The organism is Prevotella sp. AGR2160, from assembly GCF_000424185.1.
GTDB lineage: Bacteria > Bacteroidota > Bacteroidia > Bacteroidales > Bacteroidaceae > Prevotella.
The window spans coordinates 80756-107202 of the sequence record NZ_AUJK01000006.1 but is presented as its reverse complement, the minus strand read 5'-3'; the positions used below and the strand labels follow the sequence as shown (position 1 = coordinate 107202).

Genomic DNA, 26447 nt, shown 5'->3' with positions numbered 1-26447 from the left:
TTTTGTTTATTTATTTTCGGTGATATTGAAGCCGACACGCTTGAGATCTTCCCAGTAATGGGGATAAGACTTGGTGACGACGTGCGGATTGTTGATCTTCAGTCCGGGATGCCGGAACGAGGCGGGAGCGAAAGCCAGTGCCATACGATGATCCTCATACGTATCGATAGGCGCTTCGGATTGCTGGCAGCGCTCGCCGGTCCAGAAGAGCGTCTCTCCGTTCTCGTCGTAGATGACGAAGCCGAGTTTCCGCAGTTCGGCCTTCAGCGCCTCAATACGGTCCGTCTCTTTGATCTTCAGCGTCTGCAGGCCCGTGAAGCGGAAAGGCAGTCCCATCTCGCAACAGCAAACCACAAAGGTCTGTGCCAGATCGGGCGATCCGCTGAAGTCGTAGTCCAGACGCGGCAACAGACAGCGGTGTTTGAGGAGTTTGACGGCCGTCGGTTTCCCGTCGCTTGTCGTGAAGGCAGTCTTTACGCCCAGGAGCGAGAAGAGATATTTCACGACGGAGTCGCCTTGCTTGGAGGCGTCCATGAGTCCTTCCAGTTGAATCTTCGGCTCCTCTTCGGGGCACAGCGCCGCCATCTCATACCAATAAGAAGCGGCACTCCAGTCGTTCTCAATGAGGTAGGGATGATCCTCATATGGTTTCGGCTTGACGGTGATGGTGTCGACATCGCTCCATTCAGCGTCGGCGCCGAACTCATGCATCGTCCACAGCGTGAGGTCAATATAGGGTCGTGAGATAATCTCACTCTTCAGTTTTAATTCGAGGCCGTTCTTCAGAACCGGCCCGATCATGAGCAGGGCGGAAATAAACTGCGAGCTGATATTGCCGTCCACCTCTATTGCGCCGCCGTCGAGCTGATGTCCGCGGATCCGCAGGGGAGGAAAGCCTTCCTCACCCTCGTAGGAGATGTCGGCGCCTAGATAGCGCAAGGCGTCGACGAGGATAGAGATAGGGCGGTGTTTCATCCGCTCAGTTCCCGTGATGACATGTTCACCCTCATTGACGGCGAGATACGCCGTGAGGAAGCGCATGGCGGTGCCGGCGGCTTTGATATTAATCACCTCGGGCATATTTGTCAGCGCGTTGATCATCACTTCTGTATCGTCGCAATCGCTGAGGTTCTGCGGCAGGCAGGAGCCGTGGGCGAGGGCATGGATGATGAGCGCGCGGTTGCTGATGCTTTTCGATGCCGGCAGATGGATGTCTGCCTGAAGATGCTGGGGTGCAGTGAGAGTATAGTACATATTCAAATTATTATTTCGACATCAGGAGCGGTGTCTCCACCGTCTCTTCTTCAGCCCGTGAACCGGAGCTGTGATTGACCCCGTTTTTCTTCGGTCCCGGGATCATCGGACTATAGTAGAGTACGTGTCTGACACGTTCCCGTTGTTCGGGCGTGAAGCGAAAGCCGTAGGTGTAGTTATAGTCCATGAAGTTTTCCGACGTGAAGGTGAGGTTATCGCAGTTGGTCCGTTGCATAAGCTCAGCCACGCTAAGGATCTTGTTGGCGGATTCAGCTTTGGCGATGAGCTCTTTGAGTTCCTGCTGATATTCTTTTCGGTTATACGACGGCGTGTCGTCGCAGTAGTCCGTATCGTCGCAACTGTCGACGATGTCCATGTTCGATCCGTTGACTTTCTCCGCAAATGTATGATGCAGACCAAAATAATGTCCGAGCTCATGGGCGAGGGTGACATTGATATCCATGGAGATATCCGTACTGTTGAGATATCCGGACGTCTCCGTGGTAGAATAACGCGGCCATTCGCAGTAGAGAATTCTTTTCCCCGCAATGGCATTATAGGCACTGTTGATACAGACGGCGGGGGTGTAGGATATTTTATTCTTGGCGATATAGCGTGTCGTCGTCTTGTTCAGTCCGTCGAGCGCATTGTCATTCGTTGTCAGAGGCATACTGGTCTGTCCGAGAGTCAGACTACCGTCGCTATTGGAATCCTTGAAGTCAAAGAGCATGATGTTGACATATTCGTTTGGATCCCAGATATACTGGATATTGCTCTTCGAGGTGAGAAAGTCGGACGGCGAGAGGGGCCACGAGCCTTTATATACCTCGTAGTCGATGCCCGAAGTGGCGTTACCCTTCTCGTCCCGTGAGGCGAGAACAAAGTCGACGTCCATATCCTCGCTTGTCGTCTGTCCGCTGGTGCCGGTATAGCGTCCGGCCTGGTAGTAGACGTTGCCCTTCCACAGTTCGTTGACCTGTGAGAGGATCGTCTTGATTCTCGCTTCCGTTATTGTACTGATATCGTCGCCCTGCTGATAGAGCACATGGAAGACGACGGGGATCTGATAGCGGTAGTTGTCTGTGATGTTTGTCACACTGTCCTCGTCCTGGTCGTTGTCGACGGGGATATAGTCAGCAACGGTATGCTGACAAGCCGTGCTTAGGAGTGCGAGACAACCCAGCAGGGCGGTGAGTCGGAGAGAATGATTTTTTTTCCTCATATATATTATATGGTGCAAAAATACAAAATATTCCTGACATATCCTTCCCTTGCTAAGAATTTTTAGGTAATGAGCGCCTCTTGAACACGCATTCGCAGTTTTTTTATGAATTTTTGTCTTTAAATACGCCTGTCAACCAGAAAAAAGCTTACGAATTGTAACTGTATGGCGAAATTGTTACAGATGTCGGCTTGCCATTGTGAGAACTGTCCACAGAAGATTAGGCAAAATGGTAGGCTAAACGGGTTGTTCATGCAGATGGCTGAAATATGACGATATCAATTTGTAAGTTTTATGCAGAAAATATTTAAGTTTTAAATTGAAAGTCGCACACAGAATTTCAGCTTTTTTTGAGCCAAAAATTATGTGAAAAATTATGTTAAAGGATTTGGAAGTTTCAATTTTATACACTAAATTTGCAAATGAAAAGAACGAGGGACACGAAGTTCTGAGTTCAAGAAACGAACAATAAGTATAACATTTAAAAGACCTAAAGATATGAAACGTATCATTCTGTTATCCGTTATGTGCATGTTGACCATCGCAAGCTTTGGTCGCAAGCATGTTGAGAATGCTACAGTAGTAGCCGACACCATTTATTATGCAGAAAACATGATGAATGTGAAGAGTGCTGATCAGGCAAGTTACTATCGTCTGCTGATGACCACGGGTCAGGGCTTGACGAAGGAGGATGTCTTCCAGGACTTCTATATGAACGGCAACTTGAAGGCCGAGGGCGGTTATAGCTTCATCGACCTGGGTAATGACAAGAACACCGTGTTCAACGGTGAGGTCACGACCTACTATCCTAATGGCAAAGAGAAATGGCATGGCAACTATGTCAATGGCAAGCGCCAAGGCTATTTCACCCTTCAGCTCCGTGACGGCGGCGTTGCTGTCGTACAGTTCAAGGACGGTAAGTCCGCCCACGACTACTTCACGGTGACGAAGAAAGACGGCACAATCGAGAAGCATCATCTCTCCGAGATTCGTGCACTGATGTAATAAGAAAAATTTCTCATCTCATAAGTAAAATAAAATCTCTCTTATAAATTAAATTTTTGTTGATACCACTAAGGAAAGGGACTTCGTGAGAAGTCCCTTTTCTCGTATATATAGGCTTAGGAAAAGCGCCTCCTTGAGCTTGCAAAGCGCAAGCACACGACGGCAGGCCCAGATACTAACTTCGGCGGAAGACGGCGAGGATATACGCGAGGCTGATCACGGCGATGATGCTCTCGATGAGGAAGAGGCCGCGGTAGTCGAGCCATTGGCCGACGCCACCGGAGAGAACGCCGATGATGGCGCCGCTGAAATGTGTGAGGACGATTTGCACGGTGAAGTCTGTGCCTTCACGTCCGGGGCGTACGCGCTCCATGGCTGTGGTATAGAGGATGGTGGCGGCAGAGGCCTCACAGGTCTTGATATAGAGGATGCCGATGATGATCAGTGTCAGCGATGGTTTTGTGAATGTCAGGGCGTAGAAGTAGAGTGGTACGCCGATGATCAAGAGTGCCACGAGGCGGCGGGAATGGAATAGTCCGATACGTTTCACCCACCATCCGGCGAAGGCTGCCATGACGAAGGAGCACGACGTACCGATGATGCCGGCGAGCAGACCAATCTGCTTCATATTGTAGCCTTGGTCCACGAGCCACGGCTTGAGCATGGACATCACGCCGACGAAGCCAGCGAAGAAGAGGAAGAGGAAGCCGATCTGCGGATAGATCTTCCGTTGGCTGAAGAACCAGATGAAGTCGGTGATCTTCGCCCGTTGCTTCGGTTCCCGCGGTGTGATCTTGATACTCTTGTTGAGGATCAACGGGATCATGAGCAGGATGGCGAAGAAGCCGAGGAAGGGCACGACGGTATGCCAGCCGTACTGGTGGAGAATCATGATGAGGATGCCGCTGCCGAGGATCGTGCCGGCATAGCGGCCCATGGACTTCACGGCATTGACGGCGCTGTGGTCGCCTTTGCCAAATGCTTTCACGGCCATAGCGTCGTTGGTGACATTCTGCACGGAGGCGGCGAAGGTGGAGAGGAGCACGAGGGCGATGATGAGGTTCAGGTCTGTCTTCACGTTGAAGAAGCCTGTGAGGAGGATGGCCAGAGCGAAGACGGTCTCTGTGGCGATGATCACTTTCTTGTAGTCGCCGACGGTGACGCAGTGGCGGTCGATGAGCGGCGCCCACAGAAACTTGAACGACCACGGCAGTCGGACGAGGCTGAGCAGTCCGATGGTGGCGAGCCCGAAGTGGGCCTCACGCATCGATACCTGCAACGCCGTCATGATGAATGTTGCAGGTATCGCACGGGCGAGATAGAGGGTGAAGAACGTCGTGAGGTTCAGTGCCCTGTCGTTATCCCAGATTTTATTTTGCATATTTGTGTGGTTACAAAGTTATGGTGAGCGAGGTGCCGATGGTGAAGGGCTTGCCTTTCTGCGCGTAGGAGCCGGTGGAGACGGTCATCACGTTGGCGAGGTAATGGGTATTGGTGAAGTTCTTCGTCCACAGTTCCCAGGTGAAGATTCCTTTGGAGAGCGCGACCTTCGCGTTGGCCACGGCGTAGAAGTTCTGCGTCACCTTGTTATCCTCAGCCCAGAAGATCTTACCGAGGGCGTTGACGCCGACGTTGACCATCAAGCGGTCGAGCCATCCGAGGTGATAACGCGTGTAGTTGGCGTTAACGCCGAGGGTGTTTGTCGGCACCATCGGCAGCCGATTACCCGTGTAGTCGAGTTTCTCGCTCTTGTGGTAGGAGAGGAAGCGGGCGTAGGTGTAGCCATAGCTGACATCGAAGCGCAGGCCGTCAGTGGGTCGTACGGTCAGCGATACCTCAGCGCCCTTGCTGTCGGTGTGTCCGGCATTCGTCGTCAGTGTTCCCACGCCGATGATGGTGTAGGTGAGCTGCATGTGGCGCCAGTCGATGTAGAAGAGATCGGCATTGAGGGACAGCTTATTGTCGAGGAAGTTCAGCTGTGTGCCGATCTCGTAGTTCCAACTATATTCGGGATCATAACGCTGATTGTCCTCGTCGGCGATACTGCGGTTGAAGCCACCAGGCTTATAGCCACGGGTGATGGTGGCATAATAGCGGTTACCGGTCGTGGTGAGATACTGTATGGCGAATTTCGGCGTTACCTGTGTGAAGTCGAGGCCTTTGTCGAAGTCGTTGTTCTGTGTCGTCTTCCCCGTCTTGCCGCTGACGGTCTGACGCGTATAGCGGCTGTGGGTATGCTCGTAGTCGAAGCGGATACCGGCGGAAAGGGAGAGACCGCGCCAGATGTTATAGCTGCTCTGATGGTAAAGGGCAAACGTGCTTGTCGGCTCGTGGTAGTTGGAGAAGCTCGTGGAGAGTGTCGACGGGTGATCGTTGACGATGGCGCGGTTCGTATGCTGATACATGCCGAATGCGCCGACGATCCACTGGTAACGGCGGTTGTCATTCGACTTCAGCGTCAGTTCCTCGGAGAGCATGTTCTGATGGCGGTCGCTCGTGAGATAAGTCTTATCAACGCTCGTATAGTCCTGGTCGACAAACTGATGTGTCTTGAGGAACTGGAAAGACGTCTGACTGTTGAAGCTCACGTGTTCACCGTCATAGCGAGCCATAAAGCCGTTGGTGGAGACGAGGCGGCGGAAACCGCTGGGCCGGTTGTAGTCGATGGGCGCGAGCACTCCTGTCTCTTTGTCGATGGGCGAATAGGAATAACCGCCCTGGTCACTATAAACAAAAGAACTTGTCAGTCGCAGCAGCCAGCGGTCGGCGGGCTTGAAATAGAGCCCGAAATGTTCCTCCGTCTCCTCCATCTGGTCCGTCTTCTTCCCGTCGAAAGCATTGCGGAAGAAACCGTCGTTGTGATGATAGACGGCGCCGACGTTCAGGGCCCAGCGGTCGGAGAGACGGGAATAGTTAGAGCCGCGCACACGGAAATCATTGTAGTTGCCGTAGCCGATGTTGAAGCGCGTGCCCTGATAGTCGAACGGGTTTTGTGTATGGATGTTGATGATACCACCGATGGCGTTACGTCCGAAGAGGGTGCCCTGCGGACCGCGCAGCATCTCCACGGAAGCGATGTCGCCCATGTCGATGTCGAAAGTTAGGGGCTCATAATAAGGAACACCGTCGACATAGAAGGCTGCCGACGTACCGTCCGACTTCATGCCGACGCCACGGATGTAGATCGGCGCCGTCGTGCGAGGGCCGAAGTCGGGCATGAAGAAGTTCGGGATAACGGCACTAAGTTCTTTCAGACTCGTCACCTCACCGTTGTCGAGGTCGTGTGCCGTCAGCTCTGTGGAGGCGACGGGCACGAGGTCATGGCGGTTGACGCGGAAGTCCTTGACGACGACTTCACTGAGTTCATAGGAATGGTGAATCGTCGTGTCCTTAGGGTCGGAAAGATCGGGTGTGTTCTCTTTTGTGGTTGCGGCGTTGTTCCCCGCGAGCGTGTTCAGTGACGCGCTGAGGAGGAGTGCCGTAAGGGTAAAATTTCTCATCTATTTCTCTCTGATTTTTTCATTTATTACGGGGCATTGGCGGATCATGATGAATCAAGTCCCTACGGGTTAGCTGAAAGCACCGTTGAGATAGTCGCGCGTTAGCTCATGCTGCGGGTTATGGAAGACCTGCTGAGCGGGACCGGCCTCGACGACCTTTCCTTCGTACATGAATACGACATAATCGGCGATGCGCAGCGCCTGACGGAGCGTGTGGGTGACCATGACGATGGTATAGCGGTCTTTGAGATGGGTGAAGAGGCCTTCCACCTTTTTGCTGCTGATGGGATCGAGGGCACTCGTCGCCTCATCGGCGAGGATCACGCTGGGCTCCACGGCGAGGCTGCGGGCGAGGCAGAGGCGCTGCTGCTGACCACCGCTGAGCGCTGTTGCCGGTTCGTGGAGACGGTCTTTCACCTCATCCCAGAGTCCTACGGCCTGGAGATAATGGCGAACGACTGCGTTGAGCTGATGGCGGTTACGGATACCGTGGATGCGGCAGCCATAGGCAACATTATCGTAGATGCTCATCGGCAGTGGGCAGGGGCGCTGGGGAACGAGGCCGATGTTACGGCGCAGCTCCGTGATCTCTTTGCCGCGTGCTCCCGTGACGTTGATGTCGCCGAGCGTCACGCTGCCGTCGATCTGCACGCCTTCTGTTCCGTCGATGAGGCGGTTGAACGTCCGCAAGAGCGTAGACTTACCGCAGCCGGAGGGGCCGATGATACACGTCACCTTGTTGCGTGGAATCTGGATATCCACGCCCTTGAGGATCGGGTTGCCCTGGATGGAGATCTTCAGATCCTTGACTTCCAACTGTGCGTTGTTGAGGGGCTTGAACTTGCGGTCAGCGCGGAAAGACGTGCTGTGGCTCCACTCGTGTGCGACAGCCGTACGGAAGTGGCTGCTGATGCTCTGTGATATGGTTGCTGCTATACTCATCTTGATACCTTTCTTTTTACGTTTGCAAAGGTAAGGCAATATTTCAGAACCGGAAATACCATAAAAGCAGTAATCTTATACCATAAGTTAGGTATATTCTATAGAACTGAAAGCATAATTACCATAAAGATGGTATGCGAAATACCCATCTTTTCTGATAAGCATTTGCCGTTTTTCTCCTTACCTTTGCAGTCAAAATCAGAAATCAAGAAAGGAACAGCGTATGAGAGATTTCATATTGGCAGATAATCAGGAACTCACGCGGCTCGGTCTGAAGACCTTGTTGGTGGAGGAGAAAGGCAGCGAGGTGACGATCGTGGAGGACAAGTCGGCTCTGTTGGAGAAGCTCAAAGCCGACAGTCATGTTGTCGTGATCCTCGACTATACGCTCTTTGACTTTGCCGACGAGGACAGTCTGCTCATCGTCACGCAGCGTTTCCCCGATGCCATCTGGTTGCTCATCAGTGATGACCTCAACCATGCGACGATCAAGAAGTTCATCTATGAGTCGAAGCGCATCAGTATTGTTTTCAAGGATACACCTCTTTATATATTAAGGGAGGCCATCAAGGTGGCGCAGACGGGCAGCCGTTATATCTGCCAGCATGCCACGGAGACGCTGCTGGCCAATATCCAAGAGGAGGAGACGGAGCCGGCGGCGGAGCTCACGGCGACGGAGTTGGAGATCCTGAAAGCTATCGCCCAAGGCCGTACGACGAAGGAGATTGCCGCCGAGCGCTGCTCGAGTATCCATACCATCAATACGCACCGCAAGAATATCTTCCGCAAGTTGGGCGTCAACACGGCGCACGAAGCCGTGAAGTATGCTTTCCGTGCGGGGCTGATCGACACGTCGGAGTTCTATATTTAAAGGGGCTGCGCCTTCCTTGCGCTTGCAAAGGAGAGGGCTGCGCCTTCCTTGCGCTTGCAAAGCGCAAGCACACGACGGCAGGCCATTCTCTGCCTCCGTAGGGGCGGCCCTTGTGGCCGTCCTAACAGCAAAGATGTAGGGACATGATTCATCATGTTCCGTAACGTCCACATTAGGACGGCCACAAGGGCCGCACCCTACGGAGGATTCATGGGAAATCTATCGACGAAATGCCACTCGTTTTTCGGGGCTCAAAATTCGCGGATTTTTCAGCGGGTGGATGTTTGGTGGGAAATTCGCGAATTTTGGCGGCTTTTGTAACTCGTTGATTATCAATGCTTCTTTAAACTGTACGATAATATATAGCATAAATATGCGCATAAAACCATTATTTTGCGACCGAAAATGATGGATTTATGCAGAAAAACGCAGTAAGAAAGCCCTCGTAAACAACGTGCAGAGCAAAATATCTACGTGAGATAGAAAAATATCTATGCTGTTTACGACCCAAAAACACGTTGCGGAGCTTTCCCTGGCTGGTTTCCGGCGAAATATTCTCCTGGAATGAAAGTCGCGTTTGTCAAGATTTTCGAAAAATATCAATTTTTCTTGATAGAAGACTGTATGGTTTAACTGTTTGTAGCTATGGAACTGGTGTGGTTTCATCCACCGTAGGGTGCGGCCCTTGTGGCCGTCCTAACCGCGAAGATGTAGGGACATGATTCATCATGTTCCGTAACGCCCACAAGGGGTGCCCCTACGGTGGAATAGGGCCGCAGCCATGAGAAAAATACCAAACGTTAGGTATTTCATCCCATAAATAGGGTAGATAAAATACCACTGACGAGGTATTACAGGGTATAAGGAAAGTCCGTACCTTTGCAAACGAAATCATACAAAAAGGTAAACAAGAATTAGAAATTTATAAAAGAAAAGGAAAAATATGGCACAGATCATTGTTAACGACGAGAAACAGGAAGTGAATCTTCCGCTTACCCTTGCCGAGCTCATCAAGCTCAACAAGGTCTTCCAACCCGAGATGGTGACCGTACAGGTCAACGAGGAGTTCGTAGAGCGTGAAGACTGGGAAAAGACAAATATTCAGGATGGCGACCGTGTCGACTTCCTTTACTTTATGGGAGGAGGAGCGCGATGATAGATTTGACAGAAGAACAGATAGAGCGCTACAGCCGCCACATCCTTCTGGCTGACGTAGGTCTGGAAGGCCAGGAGAAGATTATGAACGCGAAGGTTCTGATCGTCGGCGCCGGTGGTCTCGGTTCTCCCGTAGCCCTCTACCTCGCTGCCGCCGGTGTCGGCACGATTGGTATCATCGACGCCGACAATGTCGACCTGAGTAACCTGCAGCGCCAGGTGATCCATTTCACCAAGGATGTCGGCAAGCCGAAGGTGGAGAGTGCCAAGGAGAAGATGCAGGCCATCAACCCCGACGTCAAGGTCAATACTTATAAGGAATTCCTTTACAGTGGCAACGCCCTCGACATCATTAAGGATTACGACTTCGTCATCGACGGCACCGACAACTTCCCCGTGAAGTTCCTCATCAACGATGCCTGTGTGATGCTCGGCAAACCCTTCAGCCACGGCGGTATCCTCCGTTTCAAGGGTCAGACTTTCACCCATGTCCCCGGTTCCGCCTGCTACCGTTGTATGTTCAAGGAACCGCCACCCGCAGGCGCCGTCCCCACCTGTTCGCAGGCCGGAGTCCTCGGAGCCATCGCCGGCATGCTGGGAACGATCCAGGCTGCCGAGGCGCTGAAATATATCACCGGAGTAGGGGAGTTGCTGACGAACCGTCTGCTGACTTTCGATGCCAAGACGATGGACTTCCGCACGATCCCCGTGAAGCAGCGTGACAGCTGCCCCATCTGCGGCTCCCATCCCACCATCGATCACCTCATTGACTATGAGCAGGCCGCCTGCGACCTCGCCAGTCATAAAAAATCATGCAGTTTATGAAAATAGACCCTAACGTCATACAAGAACTCATTGCCCAGGCCCGCAAGGATGCTCCCGAGGAGACTTGCGGATACCTCTTGGGAAAGGACGATGAGGTGACGGAGAACTACTGGATGGAGAACATCGACCACAGTTCGGAACATTTCTCCTTCGCTCCGAAGGACCAGTTCGCTGCCCTCCGCTACGCCCGCAAGAACGGCCTGAAGATCCTGGCCAACTGGCACAGCCATCCCGCCTCGCCGTCGCGTCCTTCACAGGAAGACCTTCGTCTGGCCAATGATCCCACGATCCGTTATGCCATCCTCTCGCTCTATGAGGGTGTGCACCTCAATTCCTTCGGCATCCGTGATAATCAGGTTGTCGACAAGGAAATTCATTATTCAGAAGACGAAAAGAAATAGAATAAGGCTATATGTACAGAATACCTCAGACCCTGCCCGGTGATATCGACTACACCGAGTCATTGATCAAGAAATACAAGGCCGGTGAGATCTCCGCCGGAGAGTTGAAGTCGAAGCGTGTCCCCATGGGCATCTATGAGCAGCGCAAGAATCACCACCACATGCTGCGTGTCCGCTGTACGGGTGGCTTGATCACGCCGCGGCAGCTGGCGAAGGTAGCCTTTGTAGGCCATCAGGTCTCCACGTCGCATCTGCATATCACCACGCGTCAGGAGATCCAGATCCATAATGTCGACCTCCTCGATACCACGCCCGCTCTCCGCAAGCTGGAGACCGTCGGTCTCTCTACTGCCGGTGGTGGTGGCAATACCGTCCGCAACATGATGGTCAACGACCGCAGCGGTCTCACCGACCGTGAGGCTTTCGATGTCTATCCTTATGTTGAGGAACTCACCTCCGACCTCATTGCCGAGCGTGACTCCTTTACGATGCCCCGTAAATATAAGGTGGCGATGGATTACAATGTAGAGGATGCCCATTATTCCTACGTCGCCGACTTTGGACTCCAGGCCCGCGTCGTCAACGGCCAGCGTGGCTTTCGCGTGCTCATCGCCGGTTCCACCGCTCCGAATCCCCATACCGGTTGGGAGGTCTTCGACTTCCTTCCCGAGATTGATCTCCTTCGTGCTGCCAAGGCGTTGAAGAACTGGTTTAATAAGTATGGTAACCGTCGTAACCGTCATAAGGCCCGTATGCGCTATGTCTTCTACCGTTATGGAGAGGAAGAGGCCAAGCGGATGTATCTCGATGAGTTCAACGAACTGAAGAAAGACCCGTCACTCGACTTCCATGCGCCCAAGAGTCTGATGGCTCCCGACTTCCATGATCCCGACTTCGCCGCTGTCACCGACGACAGTGAGGCTTTCAAGACGTGGAAACGCCGCTATGCCCACGCGCAGAAACAGCCCGGACTGTGGTATGCCTATATCCCCATCCCCCACGGCAATGGTTCCACGGTATTCTTTGCTGAGATTGCGGAATATCTCGGTCATTACGGTGATGATGTCCTGCGTTTCACGAAGCGTGAACAGATCCAGGTGCGCAACATCTCCGAGCGCTATCTGCCCAACATCTATCAGTTCTTCAAGAAGATCGGCGTCTATCAGATCGACCAGCCGCAGGTCATCACCAGTCTCACGTCCTGCACGGGTGCCGACACCTGCCGCCTCGGTATCTGTATGCCGAAGGGTGCCATTGACGCGATTACCAAACGTCTGTTGGAGAGTGACCTCGACCTCGACCAGCTCGACTATTTCGAATTGAAGATGAACGGTTGTACGAATATCTGCGCCAACGCCACATGGGCAGACCTCGGTTTCAGTGGTCGTGTAGGCCGTGTCGGTGATGATCCGTATCCCGCCTATACCGTATGGCTCCCCACGGAGGGCCGCAACGCTATCGACCATTCAGAGGGCTTCATCGCCGCCAAGTTCGTGCCGGCTTTCGTGGAGGACTATTTCCGTGATGTCATCGCCCATCAGCATGACTATAAGGATTACTACGAGTATGTTGAGAAGCGCGGCGAGGATGTCGTTATCGATCTGTTGAAGAATAAATATAAGCAGATACCGGCTTACGCTGAGCAACCCGATGTTTACTACGATTACAGTGACGACGAGAAGTTCAGTCTCATCAAATACGGACAGGCAGAGTGCTCCGCCGGCCTCTTCGATATCATCGACATCGATCAGGATACGATCCGCGAGAAGCGCAAGCAGCTCGAGACCGTCACCGATGAGGCTGAGACACAGCAGCTCCTCAGCGATATCGTCTTCTCTGAGGCCCGTATGCTCCTCGTCACCCGTGGACTCGATCCCCGTACTGATGATGATGTCTACAACGGATTCACCAAGGAGTTTATCCAGGCCGGTATCGTACCGCAGAAATTCCAGGTCCTTGTCGACAAGCGCCGCCGGAATGAGAACCTCGTGGCTGACAAGGCGTTGATCTTCGAACTCGCTGATCTGCTCAATGATCTGTATAAGAATATGGATGATAACCTGCAGTTCAAAGTTGAGGCATCTCCCCAACCTTTCCCCGAAAAGGAAGGGGCTGCACAAGCACAGACAAGTGCTGACGCTGCAAGCTCCGCTGCTAAGCCCGCTGCTTCCGACGACATCGTTCCCGATGTGAAGAAGGACTTCCGGGGCGTGGCGTGCCCGATGAACTTCGTGAAGACGAAGATCGCGCTGACACCGATGAAGAGCGGACAGGTCCTCGAGATTCTCCTCGATGACGGACAGCCGATACAGAACGTGCCCGGCAGCATGAAGAACGAGGGACATACCATCCTCAAGACCGAGAAAGTGGATGACTACTGGAAGGTGGTCATCAAGAAGAAATAACGGCGCTTCGCCAGCTTTTATAAAATCATATCAACCGTCAATCCGCTTATGGCTCTCGATTTTCTGCCCATCTCCGTCCGTATCCGTGACGTGAAGATCCTTATCGTCGGCGGTGGCCGTGTCGCCACACATAAAGCCACGATCCTCCACCGCTTCACCGATGAGGCTACCGTGGTGGCTCCGGAAATTTCCGAGGGCCTGAGGCAACTGCCGTTCCATCTCTTCGAACGACCCTTTCAGGACAACGATCTCGACGGTGTTCAGCTCCTCTTCATCTGTACGGGTGACCGGGCGCTGAACCGTGAGATCCGCGACAAGGCACGGGCCCGCGGCATCCTCTCCAGTGTCTGTGATGATCCCGAGCTCTGTGACTTTGTCTCTCCCGCCATCAGCTATCAGGAAGGTGACAACCTCACCATCAGTGTCGGCTCCGATGCCCGTGATGTCCACCGTTCCATCCGCGTGCGCAACCGCATTCAGGAGCTTATTGACAACCATCAGTTAAATATCGAATAAAAAACAAGTAAATATGGATTCACATACGATCACACATCTCAAAGAACTGGAGTCGGAGTCTATCTATGTACTCCGTGAGGTCGCCGCTCAGTTTGAGCGCCCCTGTATCCTCTTCTCCGGTGGCAAGGACTCTATCGTCGTCACCCATCTCGCCTATAAGGCGTTCTTCCCCGCAAAGATCCCGTTTCCCCTGGTACATATCGATACCGGTCATAACTTCAAGGAGACGATCGATTACCGTGACCAGCTGGTCAAGGAACTTGGCGCCGATCTGATCGTCGGCAGTGTCCAGGAGAGTATTGATACCGGTCGTGTGAAGGAAGAGACAGGTTATTACGCCAGCCGTAACAAGCTGCAGACGACAACGCTGCTCGACACCATCGACAAGTATAAGTTCGACGCTGCCATCGGTGGTGCCCGCCGTGATGAGGAGAAGAGCCGCGCCAAGGAGCGTTTCTTCAGTCATCGTGATGAGTTTGGTCAGTGGAATCCGAAGAACCAGCGTCCGGAGCTGTGGAATATCTTCAACGGCCGCAAGAACATGGGCGAGCACTTCCGTGTCTTCCCCATCTCCAACTGGACGGAGATGGACGTCTGGCAGTATATTCTCTTGGAGAAGATCCCCATGCCGAGCCTTTACTTCACTCATGAGCGCGAGGTGTTCCAGCGTGACGGCCAGTGGCTCGCCGCTTCCCCCGTCATCAAGCGCAAGCCCGACGAGGTCGTCGTCAAGAAGCAGGTGCGCTGCCGTACCATCGGCGATATCACCTGTACCGGTCTGACGCTCTCGAAGGCGCACACCGTAGAGGACATCATCGAGGAGATTGCCGCAAGCCGTGTCACGGAGCGTGGTGGTCGTGCTGACGACAAGCGCTCCGAGACAGCTATGGAGGACCGCAAGAAGGCCGGATACTTCTAAACGTCCCACCGCTGGGCGCGGCCCTTGTGGCCGTCCGCTACTTGCGTCCATGTTGAATGGCCTGCCGTTCTGTGCTTGCGCTTTGCAAGCGCAAGGAAGCGCAAATGCCGGAAAATATTTATTGATCACAACAAAATTCCTATTATGACTCAAACGAATACAAGAGGATATCTCGATATGCAACTGTTGCGCTTCTCCACAGCCGGAAGCGTAGATGATGGAAAGAGCACGCTCATCGGTCGACTGCTCTATGATAGTAAGTCGATCTTCGAGGACCAGCTCGAAGCCGTGGAGGCTGCGTCGAAGTCGCGTGGTAACGAGGAGGTGAACCTCGCGCTCCTCACCGATGGCCTCCGTGCCGAGCGTGAGCAGGGCATTACCATCGATGTCGCCTACCGCTATTTCGCTACCCCGCGCCGTAAGTTCATCATTGCCGACACGCCGGGACATGTACAGTATACGCGTAACATGGTCACTGGTGCCTCTACGGCCGGACTGAGTATTATCCTCGTCGATGCCCGTCATGGCGTGCTCGAACAGACCGTCCGCCACAGTTATATCTCTTCGCTCCTCGGTATTCCGAATATCGTCGTGGCCATCAACAAGATGGACCTCGTTGATTTCTCCGAGGAAGTCTATGAGAAGATCAAGGCCGATTATAATAAGATGTCGGAGACACTGAATATCAAGAATGTCGTGTTCATCCCCATCAGCGCTAAGGATGGTGACAATGTCGTCAACAAATCCGACCGTATGCCGTGGTATACGGGAAAGCCGTTGCTCGAATACCTCGAGACCGTTCCCGTGGGACATAAGTCTATCTCTCCCGAGTTCCGTTTCCCCGTACAGTACGTTATCCGTCCGATCTCTGACCAGTATCGTGACTTCCGCGGTTATGCCGGTCGTGTATCCGGCGGTACGATCCATGTCGGCGACCGTGTGCGTGTCCTGCCCTCCGGTCTCGAGAGTACCGTGAAGCGTCTCTCCCAGGCCAAGGATGAGCTGCAGGAGGCTTTCGCGCCGCTGAGCATCACCATCCAGTTGGACGATGAGATCGATATCAGCCGTGGCGACACCCTAGTGCGGGCCGACGAGCCGCAGCCACAGGTATCCCAGGATCTGACGATGAATGTCTGCTGGTTCAATGAACAGCCGCTGCAGTTGCGGAAGAAATACGTTATCCGCCAGACAACATTCGAGACCGTGGGCCTCGTGCGCAACATCAATTTCCGCCGGAATATCAATACGCTGGAGAAAGAGACGGGCGTGACGGAACTGAAGATGAACGACATCGCAGAGATCACCGTCCATACGGCCTCTCCGCTCGTCTTCGACGCTTACGACCACAACCGTGTCACCGGTAGTCTCATCTTTATCGATCCCGATACCAACGAGACCGTCGGAGCGGGAATGATAAAAACGAAATAATTATGGCAGAAGAAAATAAACAGAAAACAGCCGAGATAGAGGCGAAGATTGCCGAACTCAACGAGCGCTTCAAGGACGCCACGGCAGAAGAGGTCATCGACTGGTTCCTGGAGGAATACAAGGGAAAGATCGCCCTGTCGTCCTCGCTCTCCATTGAGGATCAGGTGCTCACGCATCTCATCGTGGAGAAAGACCCGACGGCGCGCATCTTCACCCTCGACACCGGCCGTCTCTTCCCGGAGACGTACCAGCTCATCGACCGTACGAACCTCACCTATAATATTAAGATCGAGGTATTCTTCCCCGATTACCATGAGGTGCAGCGTATGGTCCGTGAGGAAGGTATCAATCTCTTCTACAATAGTATCGAGAGTCGGCATCGCTGCTGTGCCATCCGTAAGCTCGAGCCGCTGCGCCGTGCCTTCAAAGGCCTCGACGTGTGGATCTGCGGGCTCCGCCATCAGCAGAGCGTGACGCGCAAGAACATGCAACTCGTGGAATGGGATGACATGCACGGACTCATCAAGGTAAATCCGCTCATCAACTGGACGGAACAAGAGGTCTGGGATTATATCCATCAGCATCACGTACCTTATAATAAACTCCACGACAAGGGTTATCCGAGTATAGGTTGCGAGCCCTGTACACGTGCCGTCAAACCCGGTGAGGATGTCCGTTCCGGCCGTTGGTGGTGGGAAGATCCCGATAAGCGCGAGTGCGGACTGCACCAGAGGTATTAGAAGTCTCACCACCGTCCCCTCCCCAAAGAGGAGGGGATTGTTGAATGGCCTGCCGTCGTGTGCTTGCGCTTTGCAAGCGCAAGGAAGCGCCAATGCCCTCAACTCATTAAACGATAAATATGAAGAAAGAGAGATTAGAATTCCATAGCCTGACGGCCCTGCTTCTCGCCGTCGTCTTTTTGCTGACTTCCTGTACGCAGAGGAAGCCGGTGGAGGCGGGGAGCGACGGCCTCACGGGAACGATCTCTCTCTCCGGTGCCTTCGCCCTCTATCCCCTCGCCGTTGCCTGGGCCGATGAGTTCCAGCAACAGCACCCCGGCGTCAATATCGATATCTCTGCCGGTGGCGCGGGAAAGGGAATCACCGATGTCCTTTCGGGTGTCGTCGATCTCGGTATGGTTAGCAGGGAACTGGAGCCGGCGGAGCTGCAGCGCGGCGCTTATCCTATCGCCGTAGCCCGTGATGCCGTCATTCCAACGATCAATGACCGTAATCCCAATCTGAAGGCCGTCCTCCGCCGTGGCCTCAGTCGGCAGGCCGCCCTCGCCCTTTGGGCAACGGGAACATTGAAGACGTGGGGACAGTTGGCCGGCAATGGCGATCAGACCCCCATCAATGTCTATACGCGCAGTGATGCCTGCGGCGCTGCCGGTACGTGGGCGCAATGGCTCGGCATGAAACAGGAGGATCTGTTGGGTATCGCCGCTTATGGTGATCCCGGTGTGGCAACGGCTATCCAGCGTGATGTCCGTGCTATCGGCATGAATAATATCGGGTATGTCTACGACAGTAAGACCCTTCGCCCGAATCCCCATCTGATTGTTATCCCCATCGATTTCAACAACAACGGTCGCATAGACGCCGATGAGCGGTTCTATGATACGCAGCGCGATCTCGCCAAGGCGATTGCCGATGGCCGTTATCCTCTGCCACCAGCCCGAAACCTCTACCTCGTGACTCGTGGCAAACCGACAAATCCCGTTGTCGTCGCCTTCCTCCGTTATATCCTCTCGAAAGGACAGAAACTCGTCCTCCCTCAGGGCTTTATCCCGCAGCCGAAGGCTGTGATCAAAAAGGAACAGCAAAGCGTAGGGACATAATTTATGATGTTCCCTATATATAATAAGGTGTAATCCTCATATTGGTATGCAACATTATAGGAAAGATAAAATCGCCGGATACCTCTTTGGATTGATGGCCCTTTGCGCCGTACTCCTTGTGGTGGCACTGGCCATTGGCTTGTACTTGAAGGCATCGCCGATTCTTCATGAGCAGGGATTGTGGTCGTTGTTGACGACGACGACATGGAAGCCGATGAAGGGCCAGTTCGGTTTTCTGCCTTTCCTCGCCGGTACAGGCGCCGTAACCCTCCTGGCCGTCGTCATGTCGCTGCCATTGTCGCTCTTGATGGCTATCTATCTCGCGGAATACGCGGGGAAGCGCGTGCAAAAGTTCTCCACCGCCTTGCTCGATATCCTGGCCTCACTGCCGTCGGTGCTTTACGGCGTGTGGGGATCACTGATCATTATTCCGTGGATCGCTGACACGTTGGCGCCAAAACTCGGTGTCACAACAAGCGGTTATACTGTATTGGCCGGTGGTATCGTTCTCGGTGTGATGATTATCCCATTGATGGTGAGTCTCTTCGTGGAGATCTTCCGCGGCGTACCTACCTTGTTGAAAGAATCATCGCTGGCCCTCGGCGCCACCCACTGGCAGACGATCAAGTTCGTCGTTCTCCGGAAGAGTCTGCCGGGAATCATCGCCACCGTAGTCCTCGCCGTCAGCCGTGCCCTCGGTGAGACGATTGCCGTGATGATGGTCTGCGGTAACTTGCCGATCGTTCCCAAGAGCATTCTCGACGCCTGCTATCCGTTGCCGGCGCTCATTGCCAACAACTATGGTGAGATGATGTCGATGCCACTCTATGAGAGTGCCCTCATGCTCGCCGCCCTTATCCTCTTCGTCCTCGTCTTTGTGTTCAATCTCGGGGCAAGAATCGTATTGAAAAAAATTCAGTCATAAAACGGCATCTTTCCTTGCGTGGCCGCAACATGGCGGCCACCTACTGATGGCAGATAGAAAGAATCAAAGTATTTGAAAGATGAGATATTTGGAAGAGAAAATATTCAAGGTACTGATGATCCTCAGTGTCCTCCTCGTCGCCTTCTTCGTGTTCTCCGTTATCGGCAGTATCCTTTGGCGTGGCCTGCCCGAACTGACGTGGCAGATGATCACAGAGGTACCTCAGGGCGGTTTCTACATCGGTGGCGAAGGCGGATTCCTCAATGCCATCGTGGGTAGTCTGGAGATTGTTGTGGCGTCCACGGTGATCGGACTGTTCATTGCCATTCCCGTCGTCTTCTATCTGAATGTTTATCTCAAACCGACAAACTGGCTGGCGCGGGTGGCAAGGCTGGCGTATGACGTGCTTTTCGGTATCCCTTCCATTGTTTATGGCGCCTTTGGATTTACCATCATGGTGTGGCTCGGACTCCGTGCGTCCCTTCTCGGCGGTATCATCGTGGAGACATTGCTCGTCGTCCCCGTTCTTATCCGTAGCATCGATGAGGTGGCGCGGAATATCCCCCGTGGCCTGTTGGAGTCTTCTTATAGCCTCGGCGCTACTAAGCTTGATACCATTGGCGTCGTCGTGCGGGAGATTGCGCCGGCCATCGCCACGGCAACGCTGTTGGCTGTAGGCCGTAGTATCGGCGACGCCGCCGGCGTGATGTTCACGGCCGGTTTCTCCGACCGTATTCCTACGCATCTCTCCGATCCCGCAGCAACACTGCCGTTGAGCGTGTTCTTCCAGCTCAGCGCGCCACAGACGAGTGTGCAGGACCGCGCTTATGCGGCAGCCGTCATTCTGACCATGATCGTACTCATCCTTAGCCTTAGTGGAAGATTCATTATGGGGAAGTTCGGTAAAAATAGGTGAGACGTCTTTCTCCCGGGGAAAAGCTGTTCCGTTAACTTTGATTAACATGGAAAACAGATCATGTATAATGAAAATTTCTTAATTTTGCACAGCATATATAGAGGTTTCTGCATAGACTTCTGTGTCCGGGAAATACACCACATCTGCCATTCGGCACTATGACCCATAGCTGTTGAAAGTAGTAGGACGGCTCTTTCCCTTTTGGCTTAATATTAACAGTGTCCCGTCTACAGATGGATAAATACTTCCTGTTGGTAAGGGAGAGATAAAACCGAATTGAAAAAAATATTTTTTTTCTTAGGCGCTTGCCTCTGGTTGTTGGGTACCTCCGTGAAGGCCCAAACCCCGGAGCTACGAAGGGAAGTGGATACGCTATCCTTCCGTGACCGACTTGCATTTCGAACAAATTTATTCTATTGGGTTCTGGCCTCACCAAATATTGGTATGGAATGGAACTTGGGAGGTAAGAACTGGAGCCGATGGACGGTGGGGGCCGACTATATGAATAAATGGCGGACCCATCATTCGTTTACTCCGGGTATCGTCTTCAACCACAGTGCGGCCCGTCTGGAAGTGAGAAATTACTGGCGGCCCGTAAAGCATCCCAAATGGACCTTATATCGGGGATTATTTGTTCAATATTCCACTTTCTCCTATCTCTTCGGATCTCGTCATGGCATTCAGGGTAAGGCTATGGTGCCGGGACTCACGGGCGGATTCCAGCGCTCTCTGTATGTCTATCCGAATGGTAACAGTATTGATTTTGATTTAGGACTGAGTGTTGGCGCTTGCTATGTGCAGAAGGACCGTTATCATCATGACACGGAGAGTGATTGCTATCCTGTTGATGAACGTGGCTCATGGCATTGGTTGAAATATCCCGTGCTGGCGGATGTGCGTGCGGGAATTATCTTCCGCATGGGCAGACATACCCTTCCGGAATTGTACCGTCGTCGTTATGACGTTGACCTTGCTTATGCGGAGGCGAAGGACTCCATCAATCTTCTCCGAAAAAATCGTCGTTTTGAGCGCCACTACCGTGACAGTGTGTATCGTCAGATCTTTGATGATTTCGAGCATTACTATGACTCTATCAGTCATGCCATGACAGCGGCACCGTCGACGGGAGTCACCTTCGTAGGTATGTCAGAACCTTTAAAGGCTGTTTCAAAGAAGTCTGTTAAGGCAGAACATAAAGTTGCCGAAAAACCGGAAGGGAAGGCGAGAAACAAGAAGAAGGAGGAAGAGCGATGAGATATTATATACATTTGTTGATATTTGTTCTGATCGTCTGCACAACCTCTTGCCAGACCGACATAGAACTCTGTGAACAGCCTGTCCATCCCCATCTGACGAAGGTGACGATGAACTATGACTTTAGCTCTTATCCTTACTCTCATCCGGATACGATGTTGATCCTTGCAGAGCGGGTCATCAATGTCAAGAAGTACGAGATGCAGGAAGATGTGAAGTCCGGCTTGGGGAGTTTCTTGCTTGGCGCGCCGGATCTTTTTGCCGACAGTCTTGATCAGGCCCATCCCGACAGTCTGAGCTCCTTTCAAATGAGCAGTGGTACTTATAAATTGCTGACATTTAGTAAGAACGATAAGATTTTCGACTATTCCAATCTCGACAGCATCGGCAATGTGGAACACAGCCGTTGGAATTTCAACTCACTCGGACTGAACTATCGTGCCTATCCGGCGACAAGTGATTCGGTGAAGAAAATTCTGGGTACTTGGAAGGATTATAATGCCTATACCGACTATGTGCTGACGACACCCGAGATGATGGCTTATGATACTCTGGAGATCGTGAAGTTTCATGAGGGGAATAATCAATTGACTTTTCATCCTTCTCCGGTAACCCAGCATGTCATGCTGTCTTTTGACATCCGGAAAGTGGCCGCCTCGAATGCTGGTGCCCTCTCTTTCCGTATTGATTCCGTGAAGGTTGATCTGGCGGGTGTTCCGGCCGCTTACCAGCTCTATACCGGTTGGATGGACACCCATAAGACCTATAAGATAGCCTCCGTCATGCAGATGGACGGTACTGATGATTTCGGAACAGGCGACATTCACTGTTCCACAGCTTTTGATGTTACGGGAATTATTTCCGGCAGTCAGGCTGATATCCCCTCAGGACCGGGTATTTTGCAGGTCATCCTCTATACTACCGTGCGGAAAGACGGCCAAGAGTCCCTCCATCGTGTTCAGGGTAAAATCAACCTCTATCACACGCTCCGTGATTCCGGCCTGCTGGAGTATAGTGATGATGAGTCCAAAGTTCGTCAACTGGCCAAATCAGGTACATTGGCTATTGCTACGCCTCTGGAGATCGATGGCGAGAATATCCTGAAGGTAGGATCTGATGATTGGGGTATCGATTATTGGGTTCCGGAGGGTAGTGAAGTAATTGTAGAATTATAAATGGTGAGAAAACTATTGAAACGATATCGTCTGTTTAGTGGGCTACTGACATTCCTGTTGGCTGCCTGTACGAATGCCTATCCCGGTTTGGAGTATACGGAAACCAACGGCAATCAGGAGCAGGAATATGTCACGCCGATCACGGTGGCCTTGAAACCACAGGATCTCTTCTCTACCATTACCACGGGTGCAGCATCCCGTGGCACCGGCTCTTTCCATGAAGAGACGATGGATATGAAAGCAACGCATAGTCTCTTCCATGTCTTCGCTTTCCGGTCTGCCCGCTATACTCAGGGAGGGCTGACGAGTGATGCCTCCTTGGCAGCCACGATGTCCTCTGACGGCGATCATGGCGATTGCCTGATCGATGGAGGCACGACCCTCTTCGGACATAGCGCCCGGTTGGAGAATGACTCCACGGGTATGATGTATTTCGTGGATAACAGTGACACGACGAAGACCGTCAACCTCTATTATAGCAAGAAATACCAGGAGGTGCCCTATCATTTCTTTGCTTACTATCTTGACGACTTCCAGCCTACAACAGCCACTTATCACCGTTCATCATCGGAGATCTATTATGACCTGAAGGTCGACGGCTCGCAGGATATCATGGTTGGCATGGCTCCCGATCTCACCTTTGATGTCTTGGCCGATCGTTATAAGTCGTTGAATCTTTCCGATGAGGTGAAGAGCAAAATCGTGAATATCGGGGGCTACAGTGCTTACTCCGGCCGGTATGATGTCTATCCGATCTTTGATCTGAAGCATGTGCTGACGAAACTGAAGTTCTATGCCGTCCCAGGCGACTCCACGGCCGACGAGGTGACGATCCGCAAGGTCTCCGTCACGGGACCCAACCAGGGCCGTCTTGTCGTCGCCGCCTCCGATGTGTCGCAGGTGGGGCTTCAGGCCGTGGATAGTACTGCGGACCTGGTGTTGCGGGAGTCCTCCGCCGATGGTGTCACACCGGGAGCGGTGGCAGGAAGTGATCAAGTCTACCAGGTCCACTGGGCAGACTCCATGAGTAACATCTCCCTGGCCGATCGTGCGAGCACGCGTATCGGTGAGAGTATCATGCTTCTCCCGGGGGCAAAATATACGCTCCATCTCGAATATAACGTGAAGAAGACCGACGCCAGCGGACCGTTGCCGAAGGACTACAACGAGCTCATCCGTCAGGATTTCTCCATTGAGGCCCCTCATGACGCCATCAGCTATGACGCTGCCAGTAAGTCGTATATCTTCAAGGCTGGCTACGAATATGTCGTGAAGTTTGCCGTCTATGGCTTAAAACAGATACGCGTTGCCGTTGATGCCGGTGCCTGGAAGGAGAGCGACGAGACCATTGACATCAATGACGAGGACTACACGAAATAACAGAAATATCAAACATATTATCAATAACTAAACATTTACAGTTATGAAACACGGATTTTTATTCCTTTTCTCCGCAGCAGTATTGTTGACAGCGTGCTCTACGAGTGATGATTCCACTACTACACCTATCCCTGAGTCTCAGGATCGTGCGCAGATTAACCTCAACCTGAGCATGCCGAAGGTGGTCACCAAGTCCGTCTCCTCCTCCCGTGCCGTAGGTACGGTTGGCGATATAGAGGGCACCAACAATGTTTGGGCCGGTGAGGTCGTTCATATCGCCATGATGGATAAAGGAAAACTCACGTATGCCAAGGAGCTTGACGCTAACGGCAACGCCACCACGGAGCCTATCTATGAATGGGCATCGATGAACACCCCCGAGGCTGTTGACTCCGGTCTGGCCACACGTTCCGATCACTACGTGAAATATTATCCGGTCTTAGGTAATTATGATTTCTGGGGCTATTATGCAGACGATGCCGCCACGGGTGCCCCTGCCATCGATAACACCTATGGCAACTATATGGTACTTCCCTTCCAGATTGACGGCTCTCAGGATCTGATGACCGCCAAGGCCGAGCTGACGCCGGCACAGAAGGCATTGATGGATGACCAGGGCAGCAACAGCAACCGTTACTATTCCGCTTTCTCCGCCCGCCGGAAGAATGATCTCGTGCCCGATGGTGTCCAGCCGATCATGACCTTCAACCATCAGCTCACCCGTCTGAAATTCCATATCAAGGCCGCTGATTCCCTTACCGCCGATCCGGTCAATGGCGTACAGGTCACGGGTATCGCCGTAAGATCTAAGAACAAAGGTAATCTGATTATTGCTTATAATGATTATACCGACTATACGCAGAGCAGCAACTTAGCCCTTTTCACGACGAAGGACTCCGATTCCCTTTGCCTGAAGCAGCGTCCCGTTGTGGATGGTAAGGTCATGCGTAACCAGCAGTTGGTGGATCTGACCCCTGTTAGCCCTAAGTGGAACTCTACAACGAACCAGTCGGATACCGTAAATGTCGGCGAGGCTCTTCTGGTGGCTCCCCAGGAGTCTTATAATATCTTTGTCGCTATCAAGCAATATGTCATGACGCGTGGGGCCTATACGGATGCCGATGGTACGGCTCATGCTGCTGAATATGATTGGAAGACAGTTATTGTCCCGGCAACGATCCATCGTTCCGATCCCTCTCAGAAGTTTGTGAAGGGCGTGTCCTACAATGTCTATATCACGCTCCATGGCCTTGAGAAGATCGATGTCGTCACGAAGCTCGGCGCATGGATCGAAGGTGAGGATATTGATCTCGACCTTGAATAAAAAGAATTTGTCTATGTGGAAGAATGTATTGATCCTAATGACAGCCGCCATGACCATAGCCCTGGCGGGCTGTTCTTCGGACGACACCCTCTCTGACCGCCCGTCATCACAGGCCGATTTCAAGGCCAGTGATGTCCCTGTGGTGCTGTCTTCCATCGCGGAGGCACCCCACGTGGACACGCGTGCGAGCATCGAGAGTGATGACTCCGGAAATTTCGAGGTCAACGGACTCCGTATCTTCTGTCTGGCTACGAAACAGATGGAGAACGGAAAGACGTTCCCGATCTATTGGAATGACCTGTCTGACAATTCCTACTCCGTGTGGCTTGACAATATCGCTGCCAATGCCGTGATGAAGACGGGAAGTGACGACAAACTCTATACGGCCATCAACTGGGCCGAGGGTGAGACCTATTATTATCCTACGGGTAATGCCCATGCCTATGCCTTCTATGGTATCTTCCCGAAGGCTGACGTGCTGTCGCATCAGGCCAACCGCGTCCTGGCACGCACGAAGGTTGACGGACATACCGACTTCCTCTGGGGAGCTGCCGAAGATACGGTGAATGCTGACGCTTACAGTGCTAAATACTTCCGTGAGCACCCGAAGACAAAAGGCGTGGCACAGATCGATTTCAAGCACCTCTTCATGCGGCTCACCTTCTCTTATAAGGCGGGTTTCGACTCCCTGACGCAGAGCTACGTCCCGGCTACGAAGATCGCTATTAAGCGTATCCAACTCACGGGTGTCGCCGACTCCGTGGTAACGGATATCGCCGACAAGGGCGATCATAGTCTCCAAGGTACGGTGGTGAGTCAGATCGACACTACTCAGAGTTACTTCCTTCACGACAGTAAGGATGCGAAGGTCGATTCTGCCTATTATCCGAAAGCCGACGGCAGTTACTCCGATATTGACGGAGCTTTCATCGTGCCTGTCCCCGAGGACGGCCATAACTATGGCCTCACCGTCACTCTGCTGGATACCCTGGGAGGTAAGACGGACATCGTACAGCCGATATCCGTTCCCGTGGTCCTTGCTGATGGTAAGAAATTCCAGGCCGGCCATTCCTACGACATCAAGTTGACCGTCTATGCGCTGAAGAAGATCATACTGGAAGGCCGTTTGGAGCAGTGGGTCATTGATGACTCAGCGTTCAAGCAGACGATCGGTGAAGTGAATTAAGCGT

23 protein-coding genes are annotated in these 26447 nt (G+C 52.7%); 18 read left to right on the top strand and 5 right to left on the bottom strand.

Features of this window, described 5'->3' with window-relative positions; translation table 11 throughout:
* Window positions 1-6: 6 nt before the first annotated feature.
* Both G604_RS0105870 and G604_RS13665 read right to left on the bottom strand, forming a co-directional pair.
* Window positions 7-1254, bottom strand: coding sequence for a 3-phosphoshikimate 1-carboxyvinyltransferase (locus tag G604_RS0105870; protein ID WP_028909756.1), 1248 nt, complete (start codon window positions 1252-1254; stop codon window positions 7-9).
* A 10-nt stretch (window positions 1255-1264) separates the two neighbouring features.
* Window positions 1265-2476, bottom strand: a complete 1212-nt coding sequence (locus G604_RS13665) for a zinc-dependent metalloproteinase lipoprotein (RefSeq protein ID WP_051220248.1) — start codon at window positions 2474-2476, stop codon at window positions 1265-1267.
* 498 nt (window positions 2477-2974) lie between these two features.
* On the opposite strand from G604_RS13665, the gene G604_RS0105860 reads away from it, so the two are divergent.
* On the top strand, window positions 2975-3481 hold the full coding sequence (locus tag G604_RS0105860) for a toxin-antitoxin system YwqK family antitoxin (RefSeq protein ID WP_028909755.1): 507 nt from the start codon (window positions 2975-2977) through the stop codon (window positions 3479-3481).
* Window positions 3482-3656: 175 nt separating this feature from the next.
* On the opposite strand, the gene G604_RS0105855 is transcribed toward G604_RS0105860, so the two are convergent.
* From G604_RS0105855 to G604_RS0105845, 3 genes are all read right to left on the bottom strand, one after another.
* The gene (locus G604_RS0105855; RefSeq protein ID WP_028909754.1) at window positions 3657-4862 is read right to left on the bottom strand and encodes an MFS transporter; all 1206 of its coding nucleotides are present in this window, start codon (window positions 4860-4862) and stop codon (window positions 3657-3659) included.
* 10 nt (window positions 4863-4872) lie between these two features.
* A complete protein-coding gene (locus G604_RS0105850; protein WP_081657676.1) occupies window positions 4873-6981 on the bottom strand; it encodes a TonB-dependent receptor in 2109 nt (702 codons plus the stop codon).
* A gap of 69 nt (window positions 6982-7050) precedes the next feature.
* Window positions 7051-7923 carry a phosphate ABC transporter ATP-binding protein gene (locus tag G604_RS0105845; RefSeq protein WP_081657679.1) on the bottom strand — a complete coding sequence of 291 codons (873 nt, stop codon included), beginning with the start codon at window positions 7921-7923 and terminating at the stop codon, window positions 7051-7053.
* A 223-nt stretch (window positions 7924-8146) separates the two neighbouring features.
* Here G604_RS0105845 and G604_RS0105840 point away from each other — a divergent pair, with 223 nt between their 5' ends.
* From G604_RS0105840 to G604_RS0105755, 17 genes are all read left to right on the top strand, one after another.
* A complete protein-coding gene (locus G604_RS0105840) occupies window positions 8147-8794 on the top strand; it encodes a response regulator transcription factor (protein ID WP_028909751.1) in 648 nt (215 codons plus the stop codon).
* Between the two features lie 943 nt (window positions 8795-9737).
* A complete protein-coding gene (gene thiS / locus G604_RS0105830; protein WP_028909750.1) occupies window positions 9738-9950 on the top strand; it encodes a sulfur carrier protein ThiS in 213 nt (70 codons plus the stop codon).
* Complete coding sequence (locus G604_RS0105825) at window positions 9947-10774, top strand: HesA/MoeB/ThiF family protein (protein WP_036904724.1); 828 nt, start codon at window positions 9947-9949, stop codon at window positions 10772-10774. Before thiS ends, G604_RS0105825 begins: the two co-directional genes overlap by 4 nt.
* Entirely contained in the window at window positions 10762-11175 is a 414-nt protein-coding gene (locus G604_RS0105820; protein WP_028909748.1) for a M67 family metallopeptidase, read from the top strand. The genes G604_RS0105825 and G604_RS0105820 overlap by 13 nt, the downstream gene beginning before the upstream one ends.
* Before the next feature lie 11 nt (window positions 11176-11186).
* Window positions 11187-13580 carry a sulfurtransferase TusA family protein gene (locus G604_RS0105815; protein WP_028909747.1) on the top strand — a complete coding sequence of 798 codons (2394 nt, stop codon included), beginning with the start codon at window positions 11187-11189 and terminating at the stop codon, window positions 13578-13580.
* 48 nt (window positions 13581-13628) lie between these two features.
* Window positions 13629-14096 (top strand): bifunctional precorrin-2 dehydrogenase/sirohydrochlorin ferrochelatase, encoded by a 468-nt coding sequence (locus G604_RS0105810; protein WP_028909746.1) that lies wholly within the window; start codon window positions 13629-13631, stop codon window positions 14094-14096.
* Window positions 14086-15015: a sulfate adenylyltransferase subunit CysD gene (gene cysD / locus G604_RS0105805; protein WP_316928668.1), complete on the top strand. Its 930-nt coding sequence runs from the start codon at window positions 14086-14088 to the stop codon at window positions 15013-15015. Before G604_RS0105810 ends, cysD begins: the two co-directional genes overlap by 11 nt.
* A 144-nt stretch (window positions 15016-15159) precedes the next feature.
* The gene (gene cysN, locus G604_RS0105800) at window positions 15160-16443 is read left to right on the top strand and encodes a sulfate adenylyltransferase subunit CysN (protein WP_081657675.1); all 1284 of its coding nucleotides are present in this window, start codon (window positions 15160-15162) and stop codon (window positions 16441-16443) included.
* 2 nt (window positions 16444-16445) lie between these two features.
* On the top strand, window positions 16446-17183 hold the full coding sequence (locus G604_RS0105795; protein ID WP_051220246.1) for a phosphoadenylyl-sulfate reductase: 738 nt from the start codon (window positions 16446-16448) through the stop codon (window positions 17181-17183).
* Window positions 17184-17302: 119 nt separating this feature from the next.
* Window positions 17303-18283, top strand: a complete 981-nt coding sequence (locus G604_RS0105790) for a PstS family phosphate ABC transporter substrate-binding protein (protein WP_036904722.1) — start codon at window positions 17303-17305, stop codon at window positions 18281-18283.
* Window positions 18284-18329: 46 nt separating this feature from the next.
* Window positions 18330-19208, top strand: a complete 879-nt coding sequence (gene pstC, locus G604_RS0105785) for a phosphate ABC transporter permease subunit PstC (protein ID WP_028909741.1) — start codon at window positions 18330-18332, stop codon at window positions 19206-19208.
* 79 nt (window positions 19209-19287) lie between these two features.
* Window positions 19288-20124, top strand: a complete 837-nt coding sequence (locus G604_RS0105780; RefSeq protein WP_028909740.1) for a PstA family ABC transporter permease — start codon at window positions 19288-19290, stop codon at window positions 20122-20124.
* Window positions 20125-20454: 330 nt separating this feature from the next.
* The gene (locus G604_RS0105775) at window positions 20455-21378 is read left to right on the top strand and encodes a DUF3575 domain-containing protein (protein WP_410524367.1); all 924 of its coding nucleotides are present in this window, start codon (window positions 20455-20457) and stop codon (window positions 21376-21378) included.
* A gap of 14 nt (window positions 21379-21392) precedes the next feature.
* Complete coding sequence (locus G604_RS0105770; protein WP_155941865.1) at window positions 21393-22553, top strand: hypothetical protein; 1161 nt, start codon at window positions 21393-21395, stop codon at window positions 22551-22553.
* Between the two features lie 15 nt (window positions 22554-22568).
* Window positions 22569-23933 (top strand): fimbrillin family protein, encoded by a 1365-nt coding sequence (locus G604_RS0105765; protein ID WP_196801094.1) that lies wholly within the window; start codon window positions 22569-22571, stop codon window positions 23931-23933.
* Between the two features lie 43 nt (window positions 23934-23976).
* Window positions 23977-25257, top strand: coding sequence for a fimbrillin family protein (locus tag G604_RS0105760; protein ID WP_081657672.1), 1281 nt, complete (start codon window positions 23977-23979; stop codon window positions 25255-25257).
* A 13-nt stretch (window positions 25258-25270) separates the two neighbouring features.
* Window positions 25271-26443, top strand: a complete 1173-nt coding sequence (locus G604_RS0105755; protein WP_196801093.1) for a fimbrillin family protein — start codon at window positions 25271-25273, stop codon at window positions 26441-26443.
* Window positions 26444-26447 lie beyond the last annotated feature (4 nt).

Bases quoted from the DNA above. Each gene is read 5' to 3' on its own strand.
- G604_RS0105870 (WP_028909756.1), bottom strand. From the start codon at position 1,254: ATGTACTATACTCTCACTGCACCCCAGCATCTTCAGGCAGACATCCAT.
- G604_RS13665 (WP_051220248.1), bottom strand. From the start codon at position 2,476: ATGAGGAAAAAAAATCATTCTCTCCGACTCACCGCCCTGCTGGGTTGT.
- G604_RS0105860 (WP_028909755.1), top strand. From the start codon at position 2,975: ATGAAACGTATCATTCTGTTATCCGTTATGTGCATGTTGACCATCGCA.
- G604_RS0105855 (WP_028909754.1), bottom strand. From the start codon at position 4,862: ATGCAAAATAAAATCTGGGATAACGACAGGGCACTGAACCTCACGACG.
- G604_RS0105850 (WP_081657676.1), bottom strand. From the start codon at position 6,981: ATGAGAAATTTTACCCTTACGGCACTCCTCCTCAGCGCGTCACTGAAC.
- G604_RS0105845 (WP_081657679.1), bottom strand. From the start codon at position 7,923: ATGAGTATAGCAGCAACCATATCACAGAGCATCAGCAGCCACTTCCGT.
- G604_RS0105840 (WP_028909751.1), top strand. From the start codon at position 8,147: ATGAGAGATTTCATATTGGCAGATAATCAGGAACTCACGCGGCTCGGT.
- thiS (WP_028909750.1), top strand. From the start codon at position 9,738: ATGGCACAGATCATTGTTAACGACGAGAAACAGGAAGTGAATCTTCCG.
- G604_RS0105825 (WP_036904724.1), top strand. From the start codon at position 9,947: ATGATAGATTTGACAGAAGAACAGATAGAGCGCTACAGCCGCCACATC.
- G604_RS0105820 (WP_028909748.1), top strand. From the start codon at position 10,762: ATGCAGTTTATGAAAATAGACCCTAACGTCATACAAGAACTCATTGCC.
- G604_RS0105815 (WP_028909747.1), top strand. From the start codon at position 11,187: ATGTACAGAATACCTCAGACCCTGCCCGGTGATATCGACTACACCGAG.
- G604_RS0105810 (WP_028909746.1), top strand. From the start codon at position 13,629: ATGGCTCTCGATTTTCTGCCCATCTCCGTCCGTATCCGTGACGTGAAG.
- cysN (WP_081657675.1), top strand. From the start codon at position 15,160: ATGACTCAAACGAATACAAGAGGATATCTCGATATGCAACTGTTGCGC.
- G604_RS0105795 (WP_051220246.1), top strand. From the start codon at position 16,446: ATGGCAGAAGAAAATAAACAGAAAACAGCCGAGATAGAGGCGAAGATT.
- G604_RS0105790 (WP_036904722.1), top strand. From the start codon at position 17,303: ATGAAGAAAGAGAGATTAGAATTCCATAGCCTGACGGCCCTGCTTCTC.
- pstC (WP_028909741.1), top strand. From the start codon at position 18,330: ATGCAACATTATAGGAAAGATAAAATCGCCGGATACCTCTTTGGATTG.
- G604_RS0105780 (WP_028909740.1), top strand. From the start codon at position 19,288: ATGAGATATTTGGAAGAGAAAATATTCAAGGTACTGATGATCCTCAGT.
- G604_RS0105760 (WP_081657672.1), top strand. From the start codon at position 23,977: ATGAAACACGGATTTTTATTCCTTTTCTCCGCAGCAGTATTGTTGACA.
- G604_RS0105755 (WP_196801093.1), top strand. From the start codon at position 25,271: ATGTGGAAGAATGTATTGATCCTAATGACAGCCGCCATGACCATAGCC.